At 40.0% G+C, this 14,577-nt stretch carries 14 protein-coding genes and 1 riboswitch; of the genes, 8 read left to right on the top strand and 6 right to left on the bottom strand.

Annotation, left to right across the window (positions count from 1 at the left end; genetic code table 11):
• Positions 1 to 55: 55 nt before the first annotated feature.
• Positions 56 to 463, bottom strand: a complete 408-nt coding sequence (locus E0H94_RS02780; RefSeq protein ID WP_131325034.1) for an internalin — start codon at positions 461 to 463, stop codon at positions 56 to 58.
• 227 nt (positions 464 to 690) lie between these two features.
• On the opposite strand from E0H94_RS02780, the gene E0H94_RS02775 reads away from it, so the two are divergent.
• From E0H94_RS02775 to E0H94_RS02745, 7 genes are all read left to right on the top strand, one after another.
• Positions 691 to 2,328, top strand: a complete 1,638-nt coding sequence (locus E0H94_RS02775) for a CTP synthase (RefSeq protein ID WP_131325033.1) — start codon at positions 691 to 693, stop codon at positions 2,326 to 2,328.
• A gap of 38 nt (positions 2,329 to 2,366) precedes the next feature.
• The gene (gene kdsA, locus E0H94_RS02770) at positions 2,367 to 3,224 is read left to right on the top strand and encodes a 3-deoxy-8-phosphooctulonate synthase (protein WP_131325032.1); all 858 of its coding nucleotides are present in this window, start codon (positions 2,367 to 2,369) and stop codon (positions 3,222 to 3,224) included.
• Between the two features lie 44 nt (positions 3,225 to 3,268).
• Positions 3,269 to 4,558 (top strand): phosphopyruvate hydratase, encoded by a 1,290-nt coding sequence (gene eno / locus E0H94_RS02765; RefSeq protein ID WP_131325031.1) that lies wholly within the window; start codon positions 3,269 to 3,271, stop codon positions 4,556 to 4,558.
• Positions 4,559 to 4,575: 17 nt separating this feature from the next.
• Positions 4,576 to 4,977, top strand: coding sequence for a cell division protein FtsB (gene ftsB, locus E0H94_RS02760; protein ID WP_131325030.1), 402 nt, complete (start codon positions 4,576 to 4,578; stop codon positions 4,975 to 4,977).
• The gene (gene ispD, locus E0H94_RS02755) at positions 4,943 to 5,659 is read left to right on the top strand and encodes a 2-C-methyl-D-erythritol 4-phosphate cytidylyltransferase (protein ID WP_131325029.1); all 717 of its coding nucleotides are present in this window, start codon (positions 4,943 to 4,945) and stop codon (positions 5,657 to 5,659) included. Before ftsB ends, ispD begins: the two co-directional genes overlap by 35 nt.
• Before the next feature lie 126 nt (positions 5,660 to 5,785).
• Positions 5,786 to 6,922 carry a rod shape-determining protein RodA gene (gene rodA, locus E0H94_RS02750; RefSeq protein ID WP_131325028.1) on the top strand — a complete coding sequence of 379 codons (1,137 nt, stop codon included), beginning with the start codon at positions 5,786 to 5,788 and terminating at the stop codon, positions 6,920 to 6,922.
• A 208-nt stretch (positions 6,923 to 7,130) separates the two neighbouring features.
• Positions 7,131 to 7,220, top strand: a riboswitch (glycine riboswitch).
• A 141-nt stretch (positions 7,221 to 7,361) separates the two neighbouring features.
• Positions 7,362 to 8,606, top strand: a complete 1,245-nt coding sequence (locus E0H94_RS02745) for a D-amino acid dehydrogenase (RefSeq protein WP_131325027.1) — start codon at positions 7,362 to 7,364, stop codon at positions 8,604 to 8,606.
• Positions 8,607 to 8,668: 62 nt separating this feature from the next.
• On the opposite strand, the gene E0H94_RS02740 is transcribed toward E0H94_RS02745, so the two are convergent.
• Positions 8,669 to 9,319 (bottom strand): hypothetical protein, encoded by a 651-nt coding sequence (locus tag E0H94_RS02740; protein ID WP_131325026.1) that lies wholly within the window; start codon positions 9,317 to 9,319, stop codon positions 8,669 to 8,671.
• 101 nt (positions 9,320 to 9,420) lie between these two features.
• Here E0H94_RS02740 and ispF point away from each other — a divergent pair, with 101 nt between their 5' ends.
• Entirely contained in the window at positions 9,421 to 9,912 is a 492-nt protein-coding gene (gene ispF, locus E0H94_RS02735) for a 2-C-methyl-D-erythritol 2,4-cyclodiphosphate synthase (protein WP_116760701.1), read from the top strand.
• Here ispF and E0H94_RS02730 read toward each other — a convergent pair.
• The 4 genes from E0H94_RS02730 to E0H94_RS02710 form a co-directional block, all read right to left on the bottom strand.
• Positions 9,900 to 10,424, bottom strand: coding sequence for a protein tyrosine phosphatase family protein (locus E0H94_RS02730; protein WP_131325025.1), 525 nt, complete (start codon positions 10,422 to 10,424; stop codon positions 9,900 to 9,902). The two genes, ispF and E0H94_RS02730, sit on opposite strands and share 13 nt — an antisense overlap.
• A gap of 61 nt (positions 10,425 to 10,485) precedes the next feature.
• A complete protein-coding gene (locus E0H94_RS02725; protein WP_131325024.1) occupies positions 10,486 to 11,577 on the bottom strand; it encodes a 3-deoxy-7-phosphoheptulonate synthase in 1,092 nt (363 codons plus the stop codon).
• A gap of 125 nt (positions 11,578 to 11,702) precedes the next feature.
• Positions 11,703 to 12,593, bottom strand: coding sequence for a sulfite exporter TauE/SafE family protein (locus tag E0H94_RS02720; protein WP_131325023.1), 891 nt, complete (start codon positions 12,591 to 12,593; stop codon positions 11,703 to 11,705).
• Between the two features lie 425 nt (positions 12,594 to 13,018).
• Positions 13,019 to 14,575 carry a PepSY-associated TM helix domain-containing protein gene (locus E0H94_RS02710; RefSeq protein WP_131325022.1) on the bottom strand — a complete coding sequence of 519 codons (1,557 nt, stop codon included), beginning with the start codon at positions 14,573 to 14,575 and terminating at the stop codon, positions 13,019 to 13,021.
• Between the last annotated feature and the right edge of the window lie 2 nt (positions 14,576 to 14,577).

Here is a 14,577-nt window from a genome sequence, read left to right as displayed (position 1 = left end):
TATAGACCATAAAAAACCAGTTCATTTGAACTGGTTTTTTAAAATAGATCTTAAATTATTTATTGTCTAATGCAGGGGTTGCAGCGGCAATTGCAGCAGCGACAGCATCATCTTCAGACTGAGCAGTTGTATTTGGTTTCGGCTGTTGTACGACTTGAGCAGGTTTGTCTTCAGCTTTAGGTGCTTCAACTGCTTGAGTTGTAGCTGGTTTTGGTGCTTCTTCACGACGAATTTCAGTCGTAGTATTTGCGGTTTGCTCACGCACAACTTCAACTTGAGTTGGAATAACAACCTCAGCTTCAGGTTTAGATGCTTCTAAAGGTTGGAACTGTACTTGTTCAGTCGGTTCAGATGCAGCTTGGGTTGTTTCAGTTTGCTCATCTTTAGGTTCTTCTTTTTTAACACATGCGGTAAGTAATAGACCCAATGCAAGGGCACCACAAATTAAAAATTTCTTATTCATAATCGCACAAAATAAAGCATAAATAGAGTGCGCATAGTATAGCAGTAAAATTACAGATGAAAAATCCTGAGATTCCCTACTAAATTTTTATCGGAAATGCTGATAGAATAGCCAATTGTTTATTGATCTATGAATTGCTGCTAATTGACTTTGCTTTCTAGGTACATAGTAAAGTAAAATCGCACAACATTGTAGGCCGATTTAGGCTCCATTGTACGAGAAACTTAATGACCCATTTTATTTTCGTTACTGGTGGTGTAGTTTCATCACTAGGTAAAGGTATTTCAGCTGCTTCAGTTGCTGCACTTTTAGAAGCCCGTGGTTTAAAAGTCACCATGGTCAAAATGGATCCATACATTAATGTCGATCCAGGGACGATGAGCCCATTCCAGCATGGTGAAGTTTTTGTCACAGAGGATGGTGCTGAGACTGACTTGGATTTGGGTTATTACGAACGTTTCTTACGTCGTGCGAAAATGACCAAACTCAACAACTTTACTTCTGGTCGTGTTTATCAAGACGTACTCAATAAAGAGCGTCGTGGTGATTACTTAGGTGGTACTGTTCAAGTAATTCCACACATTACAGACAATATTAAAGAACGTGTTCTTCGCGCTGGCGAAGGTTATGACGTTGCCATCGTAGAAATTGGTGGAACAGTCGGTGACATTGAATCTCTCCCATTCATGGAATCTGTACGTCAGTTGATGGTTGAATTAGGTCACAAACGTACCATGCTGATGCATTTAACGTTGTTGCCATATATCAAGTCAGCGGCCGAGTTAAAAACCAAACCGACTCAACACTCTGTGAAAGAGTTGCTATCTATTGGTATTCAACCAGATATCTTAATCTGCCGTACTGAATACGATGTTGATGCGGATACGACACGCAAAATTGCATTATTCACCAACGTGGAAGCGCGTGCGGTTGTGGTATGTAAAGATGCGAAAACAATTTACCAAATTCCTCGTACATTCTATGAGCAAGACGTTGATGATTTAATCTGTGAGCGTTTTGGTTTTAATGATTTACCTGAAGCTGATCTTTCAGATTGGGACAATGTGGTAGAAGCATTGTTAAACCCTGAATACACAGTACGTGTTGCAATGGTAGGTAAGTATGTTGAACTTCCAGATGCGTATAAATCTGTAAACGAAGCGTTATTGCACGCTGGTATTCAAAATCGCGTTAAAGTTCAAATTGATTATGTCAATGCGGAAGATCTTGAAAGCCAAGATGTTGCGACAGCATTAAAAGATGCAGATGCGATTCTTGTGCCGGGTGGTTTTGGTGAGCGCGGTACTGAAGGCAAAATGAAAGCGATTCAGTATGCACGTGAAAACAATGTGCCATTCCTTGGTATTTGTTTGGGTATGCAGTTGGCTGTAATTGAATTTGCTCGTAACGTTGCGGGTATTGCAGATGCGACTTCTACTGAATTCAACCGTTCAACTAAATCACCATTGATTGGTTTGATTACTGAATGGTTAGATGAACGTGGTGAAGTACAACAGCGTAGCCTTGAGTCTGACCTTGGTGGCACCATGCGTTTAGGTGCGCAAAAGTCTGAATTGGTTGAAGGCACCAAAACACGTGAAGTGTATGGCAAAGCTGAAATTGTAGAGCGTCATCGTCATCGTTATGAAATGAACAATCGTTTCATTCCAGCACTTGAAGAGGCAGGGATGAAAATTTCGGGCTATTCACCTGTACAGCACTTAGTAGAAACAGTTGAAATTCCTCAACATCCTTGGTTTATTGCTGTACAATTCCACCCGGAATTTACAAGTTCACCACGTGATGGCCATCCATTATTTGCAGGTTTTATTGGTGCAGCGAAAGCAAAACATCAAAAAGCTTAAGAATAAGGTATGTCTAGGACTAAACTAGGAAAGTTTAAATGTCACAATTAAAACCACAAGAAATTGTACGTTTAGGCGATATACAAATGGCAAACCACTTGCCATTTGTACTATTCGGCGGCATGAACGTATTAGAGTCAAAAGATTTAGCTTTTGAAATTGCAGAAACTTATGTTGATATTTGCAAGCGCTTAGACATTCCCTATGTGTTTAAGGCAAGTTTCGATAAAGCGAATCGTTCGAGCTTAAATTCATTCCGTGGTCCTGGTTTGGAAAAAGGAATTGAATGGTTGGCGGACATTAAAAAGCACTTTAATGTACCAATCATTACTGATGTGCATGAGCCGTATCAAGCTGCACCAGTGGCTGAAGTTGCAGACATCATTCAGTTGCCAGCTTTTTTAAGTCGTCAAACTGACTTGGTTGAAGCAATGGCTAAAACAGATGCCATTATTAACATCAAGAAAGCACAGTTCCTTGCTCCGCACGAAATGCGCCATATTTTGCATAAGTGTTTAGAAGCTGGAAATGACAAGCTCATTATTTGTGAACGTGGTTCGGCATTTGGTTACAACAATTTGGTTGTAGACATGTTGGGCTTCGACATCATGAAAGAAATGAATGTGCCTGTGTTCTTTGATGTGACGCATGCATTGCAAACGCCTGGTGGTCGTACAGATTCAGCGGGCGGTCGCCGTGCACAAATCACAACACTTGCTCGTGCAGGTATGGCAACAGGCTTGGCTGGTTTGTTCTTGGAAGCACATCCAGATCCTGAAAAAGCCAAATGTGATGGTCCATGTGCCTTGCGTATGTCTCAACTTGAGCCGTTCTTAGCGCAGCTGAAAGAATTAGATACCTTGGTAAAAGGTTTCGCAAAATTAGATACTCATTGATGCCTTCTAAAGCATCTCGTTATTAATCAACTGAGGAATTATTCATGAGCCAAATCGTTGACATTCGTGCACGTGAAATTTTGGACTCTCGTGGTAACCCAACCATCGAAGCAGACGTTATCCTAGAATCTGGTGTTGTAGGTCGTGCATGTGCACCATCTGGTGCTTCAACTGGCTCTCGTGAAGCTTTAGAACTTCGTGACGGCGATAAAGCGCGTTATTTAGGTAAAGGCGTTAAAACTGCTGTAAACAACGTAAACACTTTAATCCGTGACGCTTTAGTGGGTAAATCAGTATTTGAGCAAAAAGACATCGATAATACGATGATTGCACTTGATGGCACTGAAAATAAAGAAAAACTAGGTGCTAACGCAACTCTAGCTGTTTCTTTAGCTGCTGCACGTGCTGCTGCTACTGAAAAGAAAATTCCTCTTTTTCAATACATCGCAGACTTACGTGGCCAAACGACTTTAAGCATGCCTGTACCAATGATGAACATCATCAACGGTGGTTCGCATGCAGACAACAATGTAGATATTCAAGAGTTTATGATTGAGCCTGTAGGCTTCACTTCATTCTCTGAAGCATTACGTGCAGGTGCTGAAATCTTCCATTCTCTAAAATCAGTTTTAAACAAAAAAGGTTTAAATACTGCTGTAGGTGATGAAGGTGGTTTTGCTCCGAACTTGCGTTCAAACGAAGAAGCAATCACTGTTATTCTTGAAGCAATTGGTCAAACTGGTTACAAAGCTGGTTCTGATATTATGCTTGCGCTTGACTGTGCATCTTCAGAATTCTACAAAAATGGTCAATATATCCTTGCAGGTGAAGGCAATAAAGCATTCACAAGCAACCAGTTCTCTGACTATTTAGCAGGTCTTGTAAACCAATATCCAATTATCTCAATTGAAGATGGTTTAGATGAGTCGGATTGGGAAGGTTGGTCTTACTTGACCTCTATCCTTGGTGACAAAATCCAGTTGGTGGGTGATGACTTGTTCGTTACAAACCCGAAAATCCTTCAACGTGGTATTAATGAGAAAGTAGGTAATTCTATCTTAATCAAATACAACCAAATCGGTACGTTGACTGAAACTTTAGATGCAATCTATCTTGCGAAAGAAAATGGTTACTCTACTGTGATTTCACACCGTTCTGGTGAAACTGAAGATTCTACAATTGCGGATCTTGCAGTGGGTACAGCAGCGGGCCAAATCAAGACGGGTTCACTTTGTCGTTCTGACCGTGTTGCAAAATATAACCAATTGCTTCGTATTGAAGAGTTGACTAATGCGATCTATCGCGGTAAAGCTGAGTTCAAAGGTTTGAACTAAGCGATTGAATGCTATCTATGTTAAATGTATTTGACTCTTTTGCGAGTAAATTACTATTGGGCCTTGCGATCGTACTGATCGCAGGGTTTCAGTATTTATTTTGGTTCGGTGAGGGTGGTTATCATGATCATCAGCAACTGACCCAAAAAATCCAACAACAGACAGAAATTAATGATGAGCTAAAAGAGCGTAATCGTGTTCTTGCAGCAGAAGTTTATGATTTAAAAAATGGTGTTGAAGCCATAGAAGAACATGCACGTTTAGATTTAGGGTTAATTAAACCACGCGAAACTTTTGTTCAAATGAGTACCATCAGTACTCAATATAAACCTATTTATATTGATCCAAACGCGAAAACAGATTTACGTACCAATGAAGACGACAATGCCATCCCACCAGAGCCAGCCAATGCACAATAAGCTTTGGGTGGTGATTCCTGCTGCGGGTTCTGGACGTCGTTTTTCTCAATCTGAATTAAAACAATATCAATTGCTTGATGATAAAACTGTATTGGAACATACGGTAGAGCGATTAAACGGCTTGGATTTAGCAGGTTATGTGCTTGCGGTTGCGCAAGATGATAATGTGATTCCAAGCTTGGCTTTGGCTGCTCCAGAAAAATCACATTTTTGTGCGGGTGGTAACGAGCGAGTTGACTCTGTATTAAATGCCTTAACTTATCTCACGCAAATTGCTGATAAAGATGACTGGGTATTGGTGCATGATGCAGCGCGTCCTTGTGTCACTTTGCCTGTGTTAAATACATTGGTTCATAAAGCGATTGAAACAGATCAAGCAGCTATTCTTGCCATTCCAGTCCGCGATACTTTAAAGCGGGTCGAAACTGAAGCGGTCATCAGTAAGACCGTGAGCCGTGATCTATTATGGCAAGCTCAAACGCCGCAGATGGCAAAATTGGGTGTATTAAAACAAGCAATTGAGCTGGCTTTGCGAGACCAACAAGTCATTACCGATGAAGCGAGTGCCTTGGAATACGCGGGACATCCTGTTCATGTGGTTCATGGGCGCTCGGATAATATTAAAATTACCTATCCAGATGACTTACAGTTGGCACGTTTGATTACCCAATCGCAAAACTAATTTAAACATTTTATGCGGTAGCTGTGATTGTTTACGAAATAATTATCCTGAACGTTGAATTAAGCATTCACTCTACCGCAGTTTAAATTTATACTCTGCTCACTTTTAGCTGTATTGCCTCATCAGATGATACCTTCTCAACAGTATCGTTTCTTACGCCAATCCTTACGGGATGGTCGAAGTATTAAAGACGATTCCTCCAAATGGCACCGTTTACATCTTGATCCTTGGTTATTAGGATTATTGGTCGTAAATTCTATTATTGGTTTAATGGCGGTTTATAGTGCCACAGCTGAAGATATGGGGATGGTACTGCGTCAGGCCACCAGTTTTGGTGTCGGCTTTATTCTATTGTTTATTTGTGCCCAAATTCCGCCGAAGGTTTATCAGGCAACCAGCCCATATTTCTATCTGATTTCAATTGTATTGTTGGTTTTGGTGCTTGTCATAGGCGATACCCGCTTAGGGGCTAAACGTTGGTTGACTGTACCGGGTATTGGCAGTGTACAACCCAGTGAGTTTATGAAGTTTGCTATGCCACTTATGATGGCATGGTACTTCTCAAGAAAACCTTTTCCACCCAAACTCGTACATATTTTGGGTGCATTGGTCATCATGTTTGTGCCTTTTGTATTGGTGGCTTTACAACCCGATTTATCTATTGGCTTAATTATCCCCGGAATTTTCGTACTCTTTTTGAGTGGGATGTCTTGGAGGCTCATTTTGGGAGCCTTTATGGCATTTGCTGTTGCTGCGCCTGTGTTATGGATGTATGTATTGCAGGCTTATCAAAAGAAGCGTGTATTAACCCTGTTTGATCCAGAATCCGATGCCTTAGGCGCGGGTTGGAATATTATCCAGTCTAAGATTGCGATTGGTTCTGGTGGCTTAATGGGTAAGGGCTATTTGGGGGGAACGCAGTCGCATTTGGGCTATTTACCCGAACACCATACAGACTTTATTTTATCGACCTATTCGGAAGAGTTTGGATTCTTTGGCGTCATTTTTTTGTTTGCACTATATGCGGCAATTATTTTCCGTTGCATGATGATTGGACTGAATTCCTTTCATAACTATGGTCGTTTGCTGGCAAGTGCCATTGGTTTAACGTTCTTTTTCTTTGTATTTCTCAACTCGGGCATGATTAGTGGGATTCTTCCTGTGACGGGAGATCCATTGCCTCTAATGAGTTATGGTGGTACGGCGGTGATTGCACTGCTTGCTGGTATGGGAATTGTGATGTCCATTCATACGCACCGTTAAAATGCGTAAGCCCCACTTGGGGCTTTTTTTATAGATAGATTGAAATTCATTTTATTACATCATTTAGATAAAACAGAATCACATATTGTTTTTTCAAGTATATGAATTTTATTGGAATAAAAAAAAATTAAATACTTCTTATAAATAATTACTAAATTTGTATATTTAGCACTCGCAAATGGTATATATATTGCTCATATTATAAGAAGCAATTATTGCAGGAGAGAAGCACAGTTATGTGCTCGCCGAAGGAGCAACGACCCCGGAAACTTTCAGGCAAAAGGACTGTAATAATTTCAAAATCTGGAGAGAAGTGCATAAAGATAAAAAAGTACTCACCGAAGGGGATGGTTATATATTGTATATAATCGAAGCTCTCAGGTACCAATGACAGATGGGGCATAACACAAGGAATGCATGCATTTCGTAGGAGTGCTTTATGCCACATATTATTGTTATTGGCTCTGGAATTACTGGGGTAACTTCAGCCTATGAATTATCGCAATTGGGCTATGATGTGACAGTCATCGATAGACATCTTTATCCTGCAATGGAAACCTCTTTTGCCAATGGTGGTCAGCTTTCAGCATGCAATGCAGAAGTCTGGAATCAAAAATCCACTGTATTGAAAGGCATTAAATGGATGTCCCGTAAAGATGCACCATTGTTGCTCAATCCATCGTTTGATCTGCATAAATATGCATGGCTAGTCGAATTTTTGGGCAATATTAAACATTATGAAGAAAATACCCGTGATACGGTGAAATTAGCACTCATGGCGCGTAAACGCTTATTTGATATTGCGGAACAGGAACAGATTCAGTTTGATTTAGAAAAAAGAGGTATTCTACATTTTTACCACAACCAAACGGATTATCAAGTCGCAACCCGTGTCAATGAATTGCTTTGCACAGGTGGGCTAGAGCGTTATGCCGTAACATCTGAAGAAATTAAGCAAATTGAGCCGAGTTTAATAGGTGACTATTATGGCGGTTTTTACTGTCCAGGTGATGCTACAGGAGATATTCATAAGTTTACCAATGGTCTTGCTAAGGTAACAGAAAAATATGGGGTGAAATATCGTTTTGGTTTAGACGTCACCAATGTGCAACATCATGAAAAAGGCGTGATAGTCATTTGTAAAGCCAGCACTGAAAATATGCATTCGGTAGAGCATACATCTGAATATTTTGACGCCGATGCTGTGGTGGTCTGTGGTGGTGTAGGTAGCTATCAATTGGCACATTTACTGGGTGATAAAGTGAATGTTTATCCTGTAAAAGGCTATTCAATTACCATTAACTTGGATGATGAGCAGAGTGTACAACATGCACCATGGGTGAGTTTGCTGGATGAAAGTGCCAAGATTGTCACATCACGTTTAGGGGCTAGCCGCTTAAGAATTGCAGGTACCGCAGAGTTTAATGGGTATAACCGTGATATTCGTTTCGATCGGATTCAGCCTTTGGTCGATTGGGCGAATAAAAATTTTGATATTTCCACTCAGAGTGTCGTCCCTTGGGCGGGCTTACGTCCAATGATGCCAGACATGATGCCGATAGTTCGACGTGGACGACGTGATCGCGTATTTTACAACACAGGGCATGGACATTTAGGTTGGACTTTATCTGCTGCGACAGCGGTGATGATCAGTCAAGAAATTGCATCGGCTTATCCAGCCTAATAGGTAATGTTGTATTAAAAGCACAGACGCATATCTGTGCTTTTTTTATTTTTAAACTGTCTTTAATCATAAAGGCGATAAACACCAGTAAATCGCTCACAGCCTTTTTGCTGGGTTTTAACGGTTAAAATGGCTTTGTAATAATCAAATTGATATTTACAGTCATGTTCATTATCGACAATATTTTGCTTTTTCTCTGGTGTGGTGTAAGCCAAGAAAAGAATTGTTTGAGTTTCCTTTTTATTGTTTGGATTACGGTAGGCAATCCCTTCAATTTTAATACTGTCTTTGCCGAGCTGATGAACTTGTAGGTGAATGGGTTGTTGTGCAAGTTTACCCTTTTCAAATTTTAAATAATGTTGCGTCAAACTCTGATTCAATGAGGTATAAAAATTCAAATCATCAGTGCGAAGCTCAAATTGCTGCATAAAACATGATTCTGTTTTGCATTGTTGTATACGGTTAAGCCATACGCTATGGGTATCATCGAGTAATCGTAAGGGTGCATCACTGATTAAAAATGCAGTGAGATATTGGTTTTTGAGTTTCTGTCGTTGCTGTTCGAAACTGCTCGAACACATCGTTTTTATTGCAGCAGTATCAGTTTTACTACAATCTATTTCCTGAGCGTAAGTCAGGCTGGTGTACATACAACCAATACCAATGAAAGATGCTATAGTTTTAAGGAATTTAATGTCTGTATTCAACAACATGATGACTTATACTTTCACAACACTGTGCTGGTGTAACTATAACGAAGTCGAAACACTGAATACAAGATTTCAAACATTTATTTCTGAAGGAGCGTAACTGAATGGTCGCACATATTCGAATTGGTCAAGGAATGGATGTACACGCTTTTGAGGAAGGCGAATTTGTTACTTTGGCTGGCGTTAAAATCCCGCATACACACGGTTTAAAAGCACATTCCGATGGTGATGTGGTACTGCATGCACTCTGTGATGCATTATTGGGTGCACTTGCACTAGGCGATATTGGACAACATTTTCCAGATACAGACCCTGAATTTAAAGGCGCAGACAGTCGAGTGCTGTTAAAACATGTTTATCAGCTCATTTTAGATCGTGGCTATGTTTTGAATAATGCAGATATGACGGTAGCCTGTGAGCGTCCAAAGTTAGCGAAGTATAATTTAGAGATGCGTCAGTCTGTCGCAGATGTGTTAGATGTGGATGTTACTCAAATTAGTATTAAAGCAACAACCACAGAAAAACTTGGGTTTACTGGTCGTCAGGAAGGTATTTTGGCAACTGCTACAGTTTTGATTAGCCATCAAGCAAAATGACCTGCACCCATCAGTGACTGCTGTAGATCTTGAGTAGCTTTACGACCTTGGAGTTGTAGGGCTACAGCATGAATCAGTCCTGTCCACGTTTCATTTGGTTCCCAGACTGCATGTAATAAATCTTGAGCGCTAGCGATATCCATATCCATATAATATTGGCGGTAAAGATAGATTAGGCTACTCACACGAAGGTTGTGGGCGCAATGCACCCAAACCATCTGCTCTTGAATCAGATGATGCAACATGTCTAAAACTAAGAGGCATTGTTCATCAGAAGGTGTGTCCCAAAGAATAGGAATATGAACGTAATTGAGTCCTAGCTCTAAGCAAATACGGTCTTCATTCAGAAGATGGTTTTCTGCATCATTTAAAGCAAGATTAATAACAGTTGTGACGCCATATTCTTTGATGTGTTTTAACTGTTCAATTGTCGGTTGCCCAGAACTAAATAAATGTTCATGGACAAACTGGAAATGGTCAATGTGACTTAAGGCGTTTTCAAGTTGATTCATAACGGTGACTTTTCATTGGCAGTAAAACAAAACGCCATCCTTGGGGATGGCGCTTGGATGCTTAGCGATTTGGTAGTACATCTTTCAAAGCATTGTGCATTTCTAGCAATGCTTTTTCTGTTGTATCCCAGTCAATACAGCCATCTGTAACTGACTTACCGTATTCTAAATCACATAAGTTTTCAGGGATATCTTGACGACCACCTTTTAAGTGACTTTCAACCATAATGCCGACAATCGATTTGTTCCCATCCAAAATTTGTTCAGTAATATTTTTTAGAACAAGCGGTTGCAAGAATGGGTCTTTATTTGAGTTGGCATGACTGGTATCAATCATAATTTTGGTGCTGACCTTGGCTTTCGCTAATGCATTTTCAGCTTCTGCTACAGAACCTGCATCATAGTTCGGTTTGCCATTACCGCCACGTAATACCACATGTGCATATGGGTTGCCGCTGGTGCGAATCACAGAAACTTGACCAAGTTCATTTAAACCTAGGAAGCTATGACCATGTTTAACTGATTGCATCGCATTAGTTGCAACAGTTAAACCACCATCTGTACCATTTTTGAAACCAACAGGAGATGAAAGCCCAGAAGACATTTCACGGTGGGTTTGGCTTTCAGTAGTACGTGCACCAATCGCAGACCAAGAAATTAAATCTTGATAATACTGTGGTGAGTTTGGATCAAGTGCTTCAGTGGCACAAGGTAAACCTTTTTGATTCAATTCCAACAACAATTGACGACCAATACGTAAACCTTTCTCAATATTGAAAGAGTCATTCATGTCTGGATCGTTAATTAAGCCTTTCCAACCTACAGTGGTACGCGGTTTTTCGAAATAAACGCGCATCACGATATAGAGAGTATCTTTAACTTGTTCACTGAGTACTTTTAAACGATCTGCATAATCATGTGCAGCAACTGTATCATGAATAGAACAAGGACCAATTACGACAAAAAGACGCTTATCTTTACCATCTAAAATATTGCGAATGGTGTCGCGACCTTTAAGTACGGTTTGATATGCATTTCCTGTTAATGGCAATTCTTTTTTTAGTTCTGCTGGAGTTACTAAAGGCTGAATGCTTTTCACATTTAAGTCGTCAATGTCTGATTGAGTAATAGGGGTTGGCTGTTGTGTATTCATTGCTGTCACTAGATCGATCATACAAGAGTTTTTTAGTTGATTGAATATAACACGATTTAATTAGCCTTTTGCTATACAAAAGACTAATAAAACCGTGAAAAAAACAGATTATCTCAATAGATAGTTTAAACGCTGTGTGATTTTTCCACAGTATAAACCATTGCAGTGGTTGGTTTTTGAACAGGTTTTGCTTTTACAGGATGAATTATAAAATTCACACCTAACGCAAAAAGCGTAATACCTAAAATTTTACGAATAATTTTTTCTGGCAATCGAGAACTGATCAGTGTGCCGATAATAATCGCAGGAATTGAGCCAACCAATAACCAGCCTAAAAGTGCAAAATCGACATTACCTGAGCTCATGTGACCAAGACCAGCCACAAGGGTAAGTAGGACAGCATGTACCACATCTGAACCAATGATACGAATCATCGGTAAATTGGGGAACATAATAACCAGTGCCATAATACCAAATGCACCTGCACCCACAGAGGATAAGGTCACAAATATACCAAGTATTACACCCATGAGAATGATGTAAGCCCGTTTATCTTTGGCTTGAAAATTTACTTTTTCCAAGTCTTCGGTCATGTCTAATTGCACATCTTTACGGAATTTATTGAAGAAACGTTCAATATGCCCACGGAAGATGATCGATACCCCAGTTAAGGTCAACATAAAACCTAAAACCATGGTCAGCACAGCTTTATAATGTGTGGACTGACTTAAATAATTGTCGAGTACCCAATGCGTTGCAAAAGATGCTGGAAGGCTGCCGACAGCAAGCCAAATCACGATGGGCCAGACAATATTCATTTTCTTGGCATGAACCATCGAGCCACAGAATTTCGAAATCGATGCATACAATAAGTCGGTTCCGATGGCGATGTGTGGCTCAATTTTAAACAGGCTAATGAGGATAGGGGTCATTAAAGAACCACCACCTACACCGGTAATACCTACACAAAACCCAACCAAAACACCTGCAAGAATATATTCAAGAGAACCAAACATGTATAGAAGCCAAATATGATAAACCATGCATATGTTATGACTTTTTGAGATAAGTGTTTGTCTTGATAAGTGATTTGCTTATGCAAAAAAACGCTAAAGCCATCTTTAGTGTTGTATGAAATTATGCTGATAGCAAATTTAGTTCTTCGCAGGCTTCTTTTTTAAATCATTGATATACAATATTAAAATAAAGGCTACTGGGCTGGCAAAGATCCACCAGCTGATAAAACCAATTGATATTCCGTAATGATCAATTAAAACGACAGCAGCACTAAAAAATAGAAGATATGCCACACATCGACTAATGAATGGAAATTGCGTCAAAATATGCAACGAAGATTGCTTGGTTTTTGCAATTTGCTTGCTGCTGAGTAAGTGTAAGATCCAAAGTCCTAAAAGGATAAATATCAAACTAAATATAATCATCAAGATGCATTTCCTTGTTGTGCCGAAGAAAGCTTTTTGATGATTTTTTGCTTAGCCGTTGTTTGGATTGGATGAATATTTTTAAGAATAAAATAGGCCAAAACAGCCAGTAAAATAAAAAATAGATCTACCCGGAAGAAAGTCCAATAGCTAACAAGATTATGGATATACTGATGCTGAACCAAATAAAATAGGTCGAACATGGATAAACATGCCGCCAAAACAATTAAGCACACTAGTTGAGAACGCCACAGCCATTGTTTCGGGGTGAAAAGTGCTGCCGCAAGACTTAAGCCCCAGAGGGTAAAGAAGCTATAGATTTCATAGTTGGGCATATCAGTGGTGATATTGACCAAACGATTGGTATAGAAATACCCCATCATGGCGAGGGGTAAACCCACAAAAGTTGCGACATTTAGTCGGTCAACAAGATAATGACCCAAGTGGAACTGCTGAGTTTTATTTTGCAGTTGTCGTTTTAAACTCCATAACAAAAGCCCCGACGCAATCATGCAACACCCAAGCAGCCCTGAAAAAAAGAAAGCTAGACGTAATAAGGGCTGAGCAAAGGTCGCCATGTGTAAGCCGTAGATCCCAAAACTTAAATTAGCAACAGCACTATTATTGCGTGTTGCGGCTGTAGTAAAAGCATCGTGCCCACGTAAGGTAATTTGCGGTTGATTGCCCGTAATACTATGATCTTGGAGTTGTGTAAACGTGTACAAAGCCTGATTGGTATTTGGATTTTGTACCGAGATTGAGCGCAATGCTTGTTTGCCCCAATGCTGTTCCACCTTTTGCATTAATTCGGACATTGGCAAATTGGCCTGAGGTGTTATTAAGGTGTTTTGCGTCACGACATTGGTGCGAATTTCGGTAAAATACTGGTATGGATTCTCTGGGTACAGTGCTTTCATTCCCCATGGAAGATACAGATAAAAGAAAATTGCCAAACCTGTAAAAGTAATCATCAAGAAAAAGGGTAGTGCAATCACAGAGGATACATTATGAAAATCGAGCCAAGAACGTTGAGATTTAAAAGTACGTAGAGTAAAAAAATCTGTGAAAATCTTTTTATGGGTCATAATGCCCGAGATTAAGGCGATCAACATAATAAAGGCAGCGATAGAAACTGCAAGTCGTCCGATATCAACGGGTAGCCCAAAAAGTTGATAATGGAAGTGATAGAAAAAGTCGCCACCTTCAGTGGCTGAAAGGCTTAGTTCTTTTCCTGTGTTGGCATCTAAAGTTTTACTTTCATAGCTGCCATCTGCTTTTTGCCAATAAATGTTATTGACGGGTGATTCGGCTGTTGCGATACCAATAAACCATGATTTTGCATCGGGTGCATGCGTTTGCAAATAGTCTGTTGCAGAGAGAATGGCGGTTTGCTGTTGAATTTCATATTCTGCCAGTTGTGGCTGCATCCATAAGTTAATTTCATGACGATAATACGACGCCGTGCCCATCAGAAATATGGCGAATATGACCCATCCTAGCAGCAGACCTGTCCAAGAATGTAACCATGCCATTGATTGTCGAATACCTTTCTGCATGA

The sequence above is a fragment of the Acinetobacter sp. ANC 4173 genome (genome assembly GCF_004331255.1).
Lineage (GTDB): Bacteria > Pseudomonadota > Gammaproteobacteria > Pseudomonadales > Moraxellaceae > Acinetobacter.
This window is presented reverse-complemented; position numbering and strand designations above follow the sequence as displayed.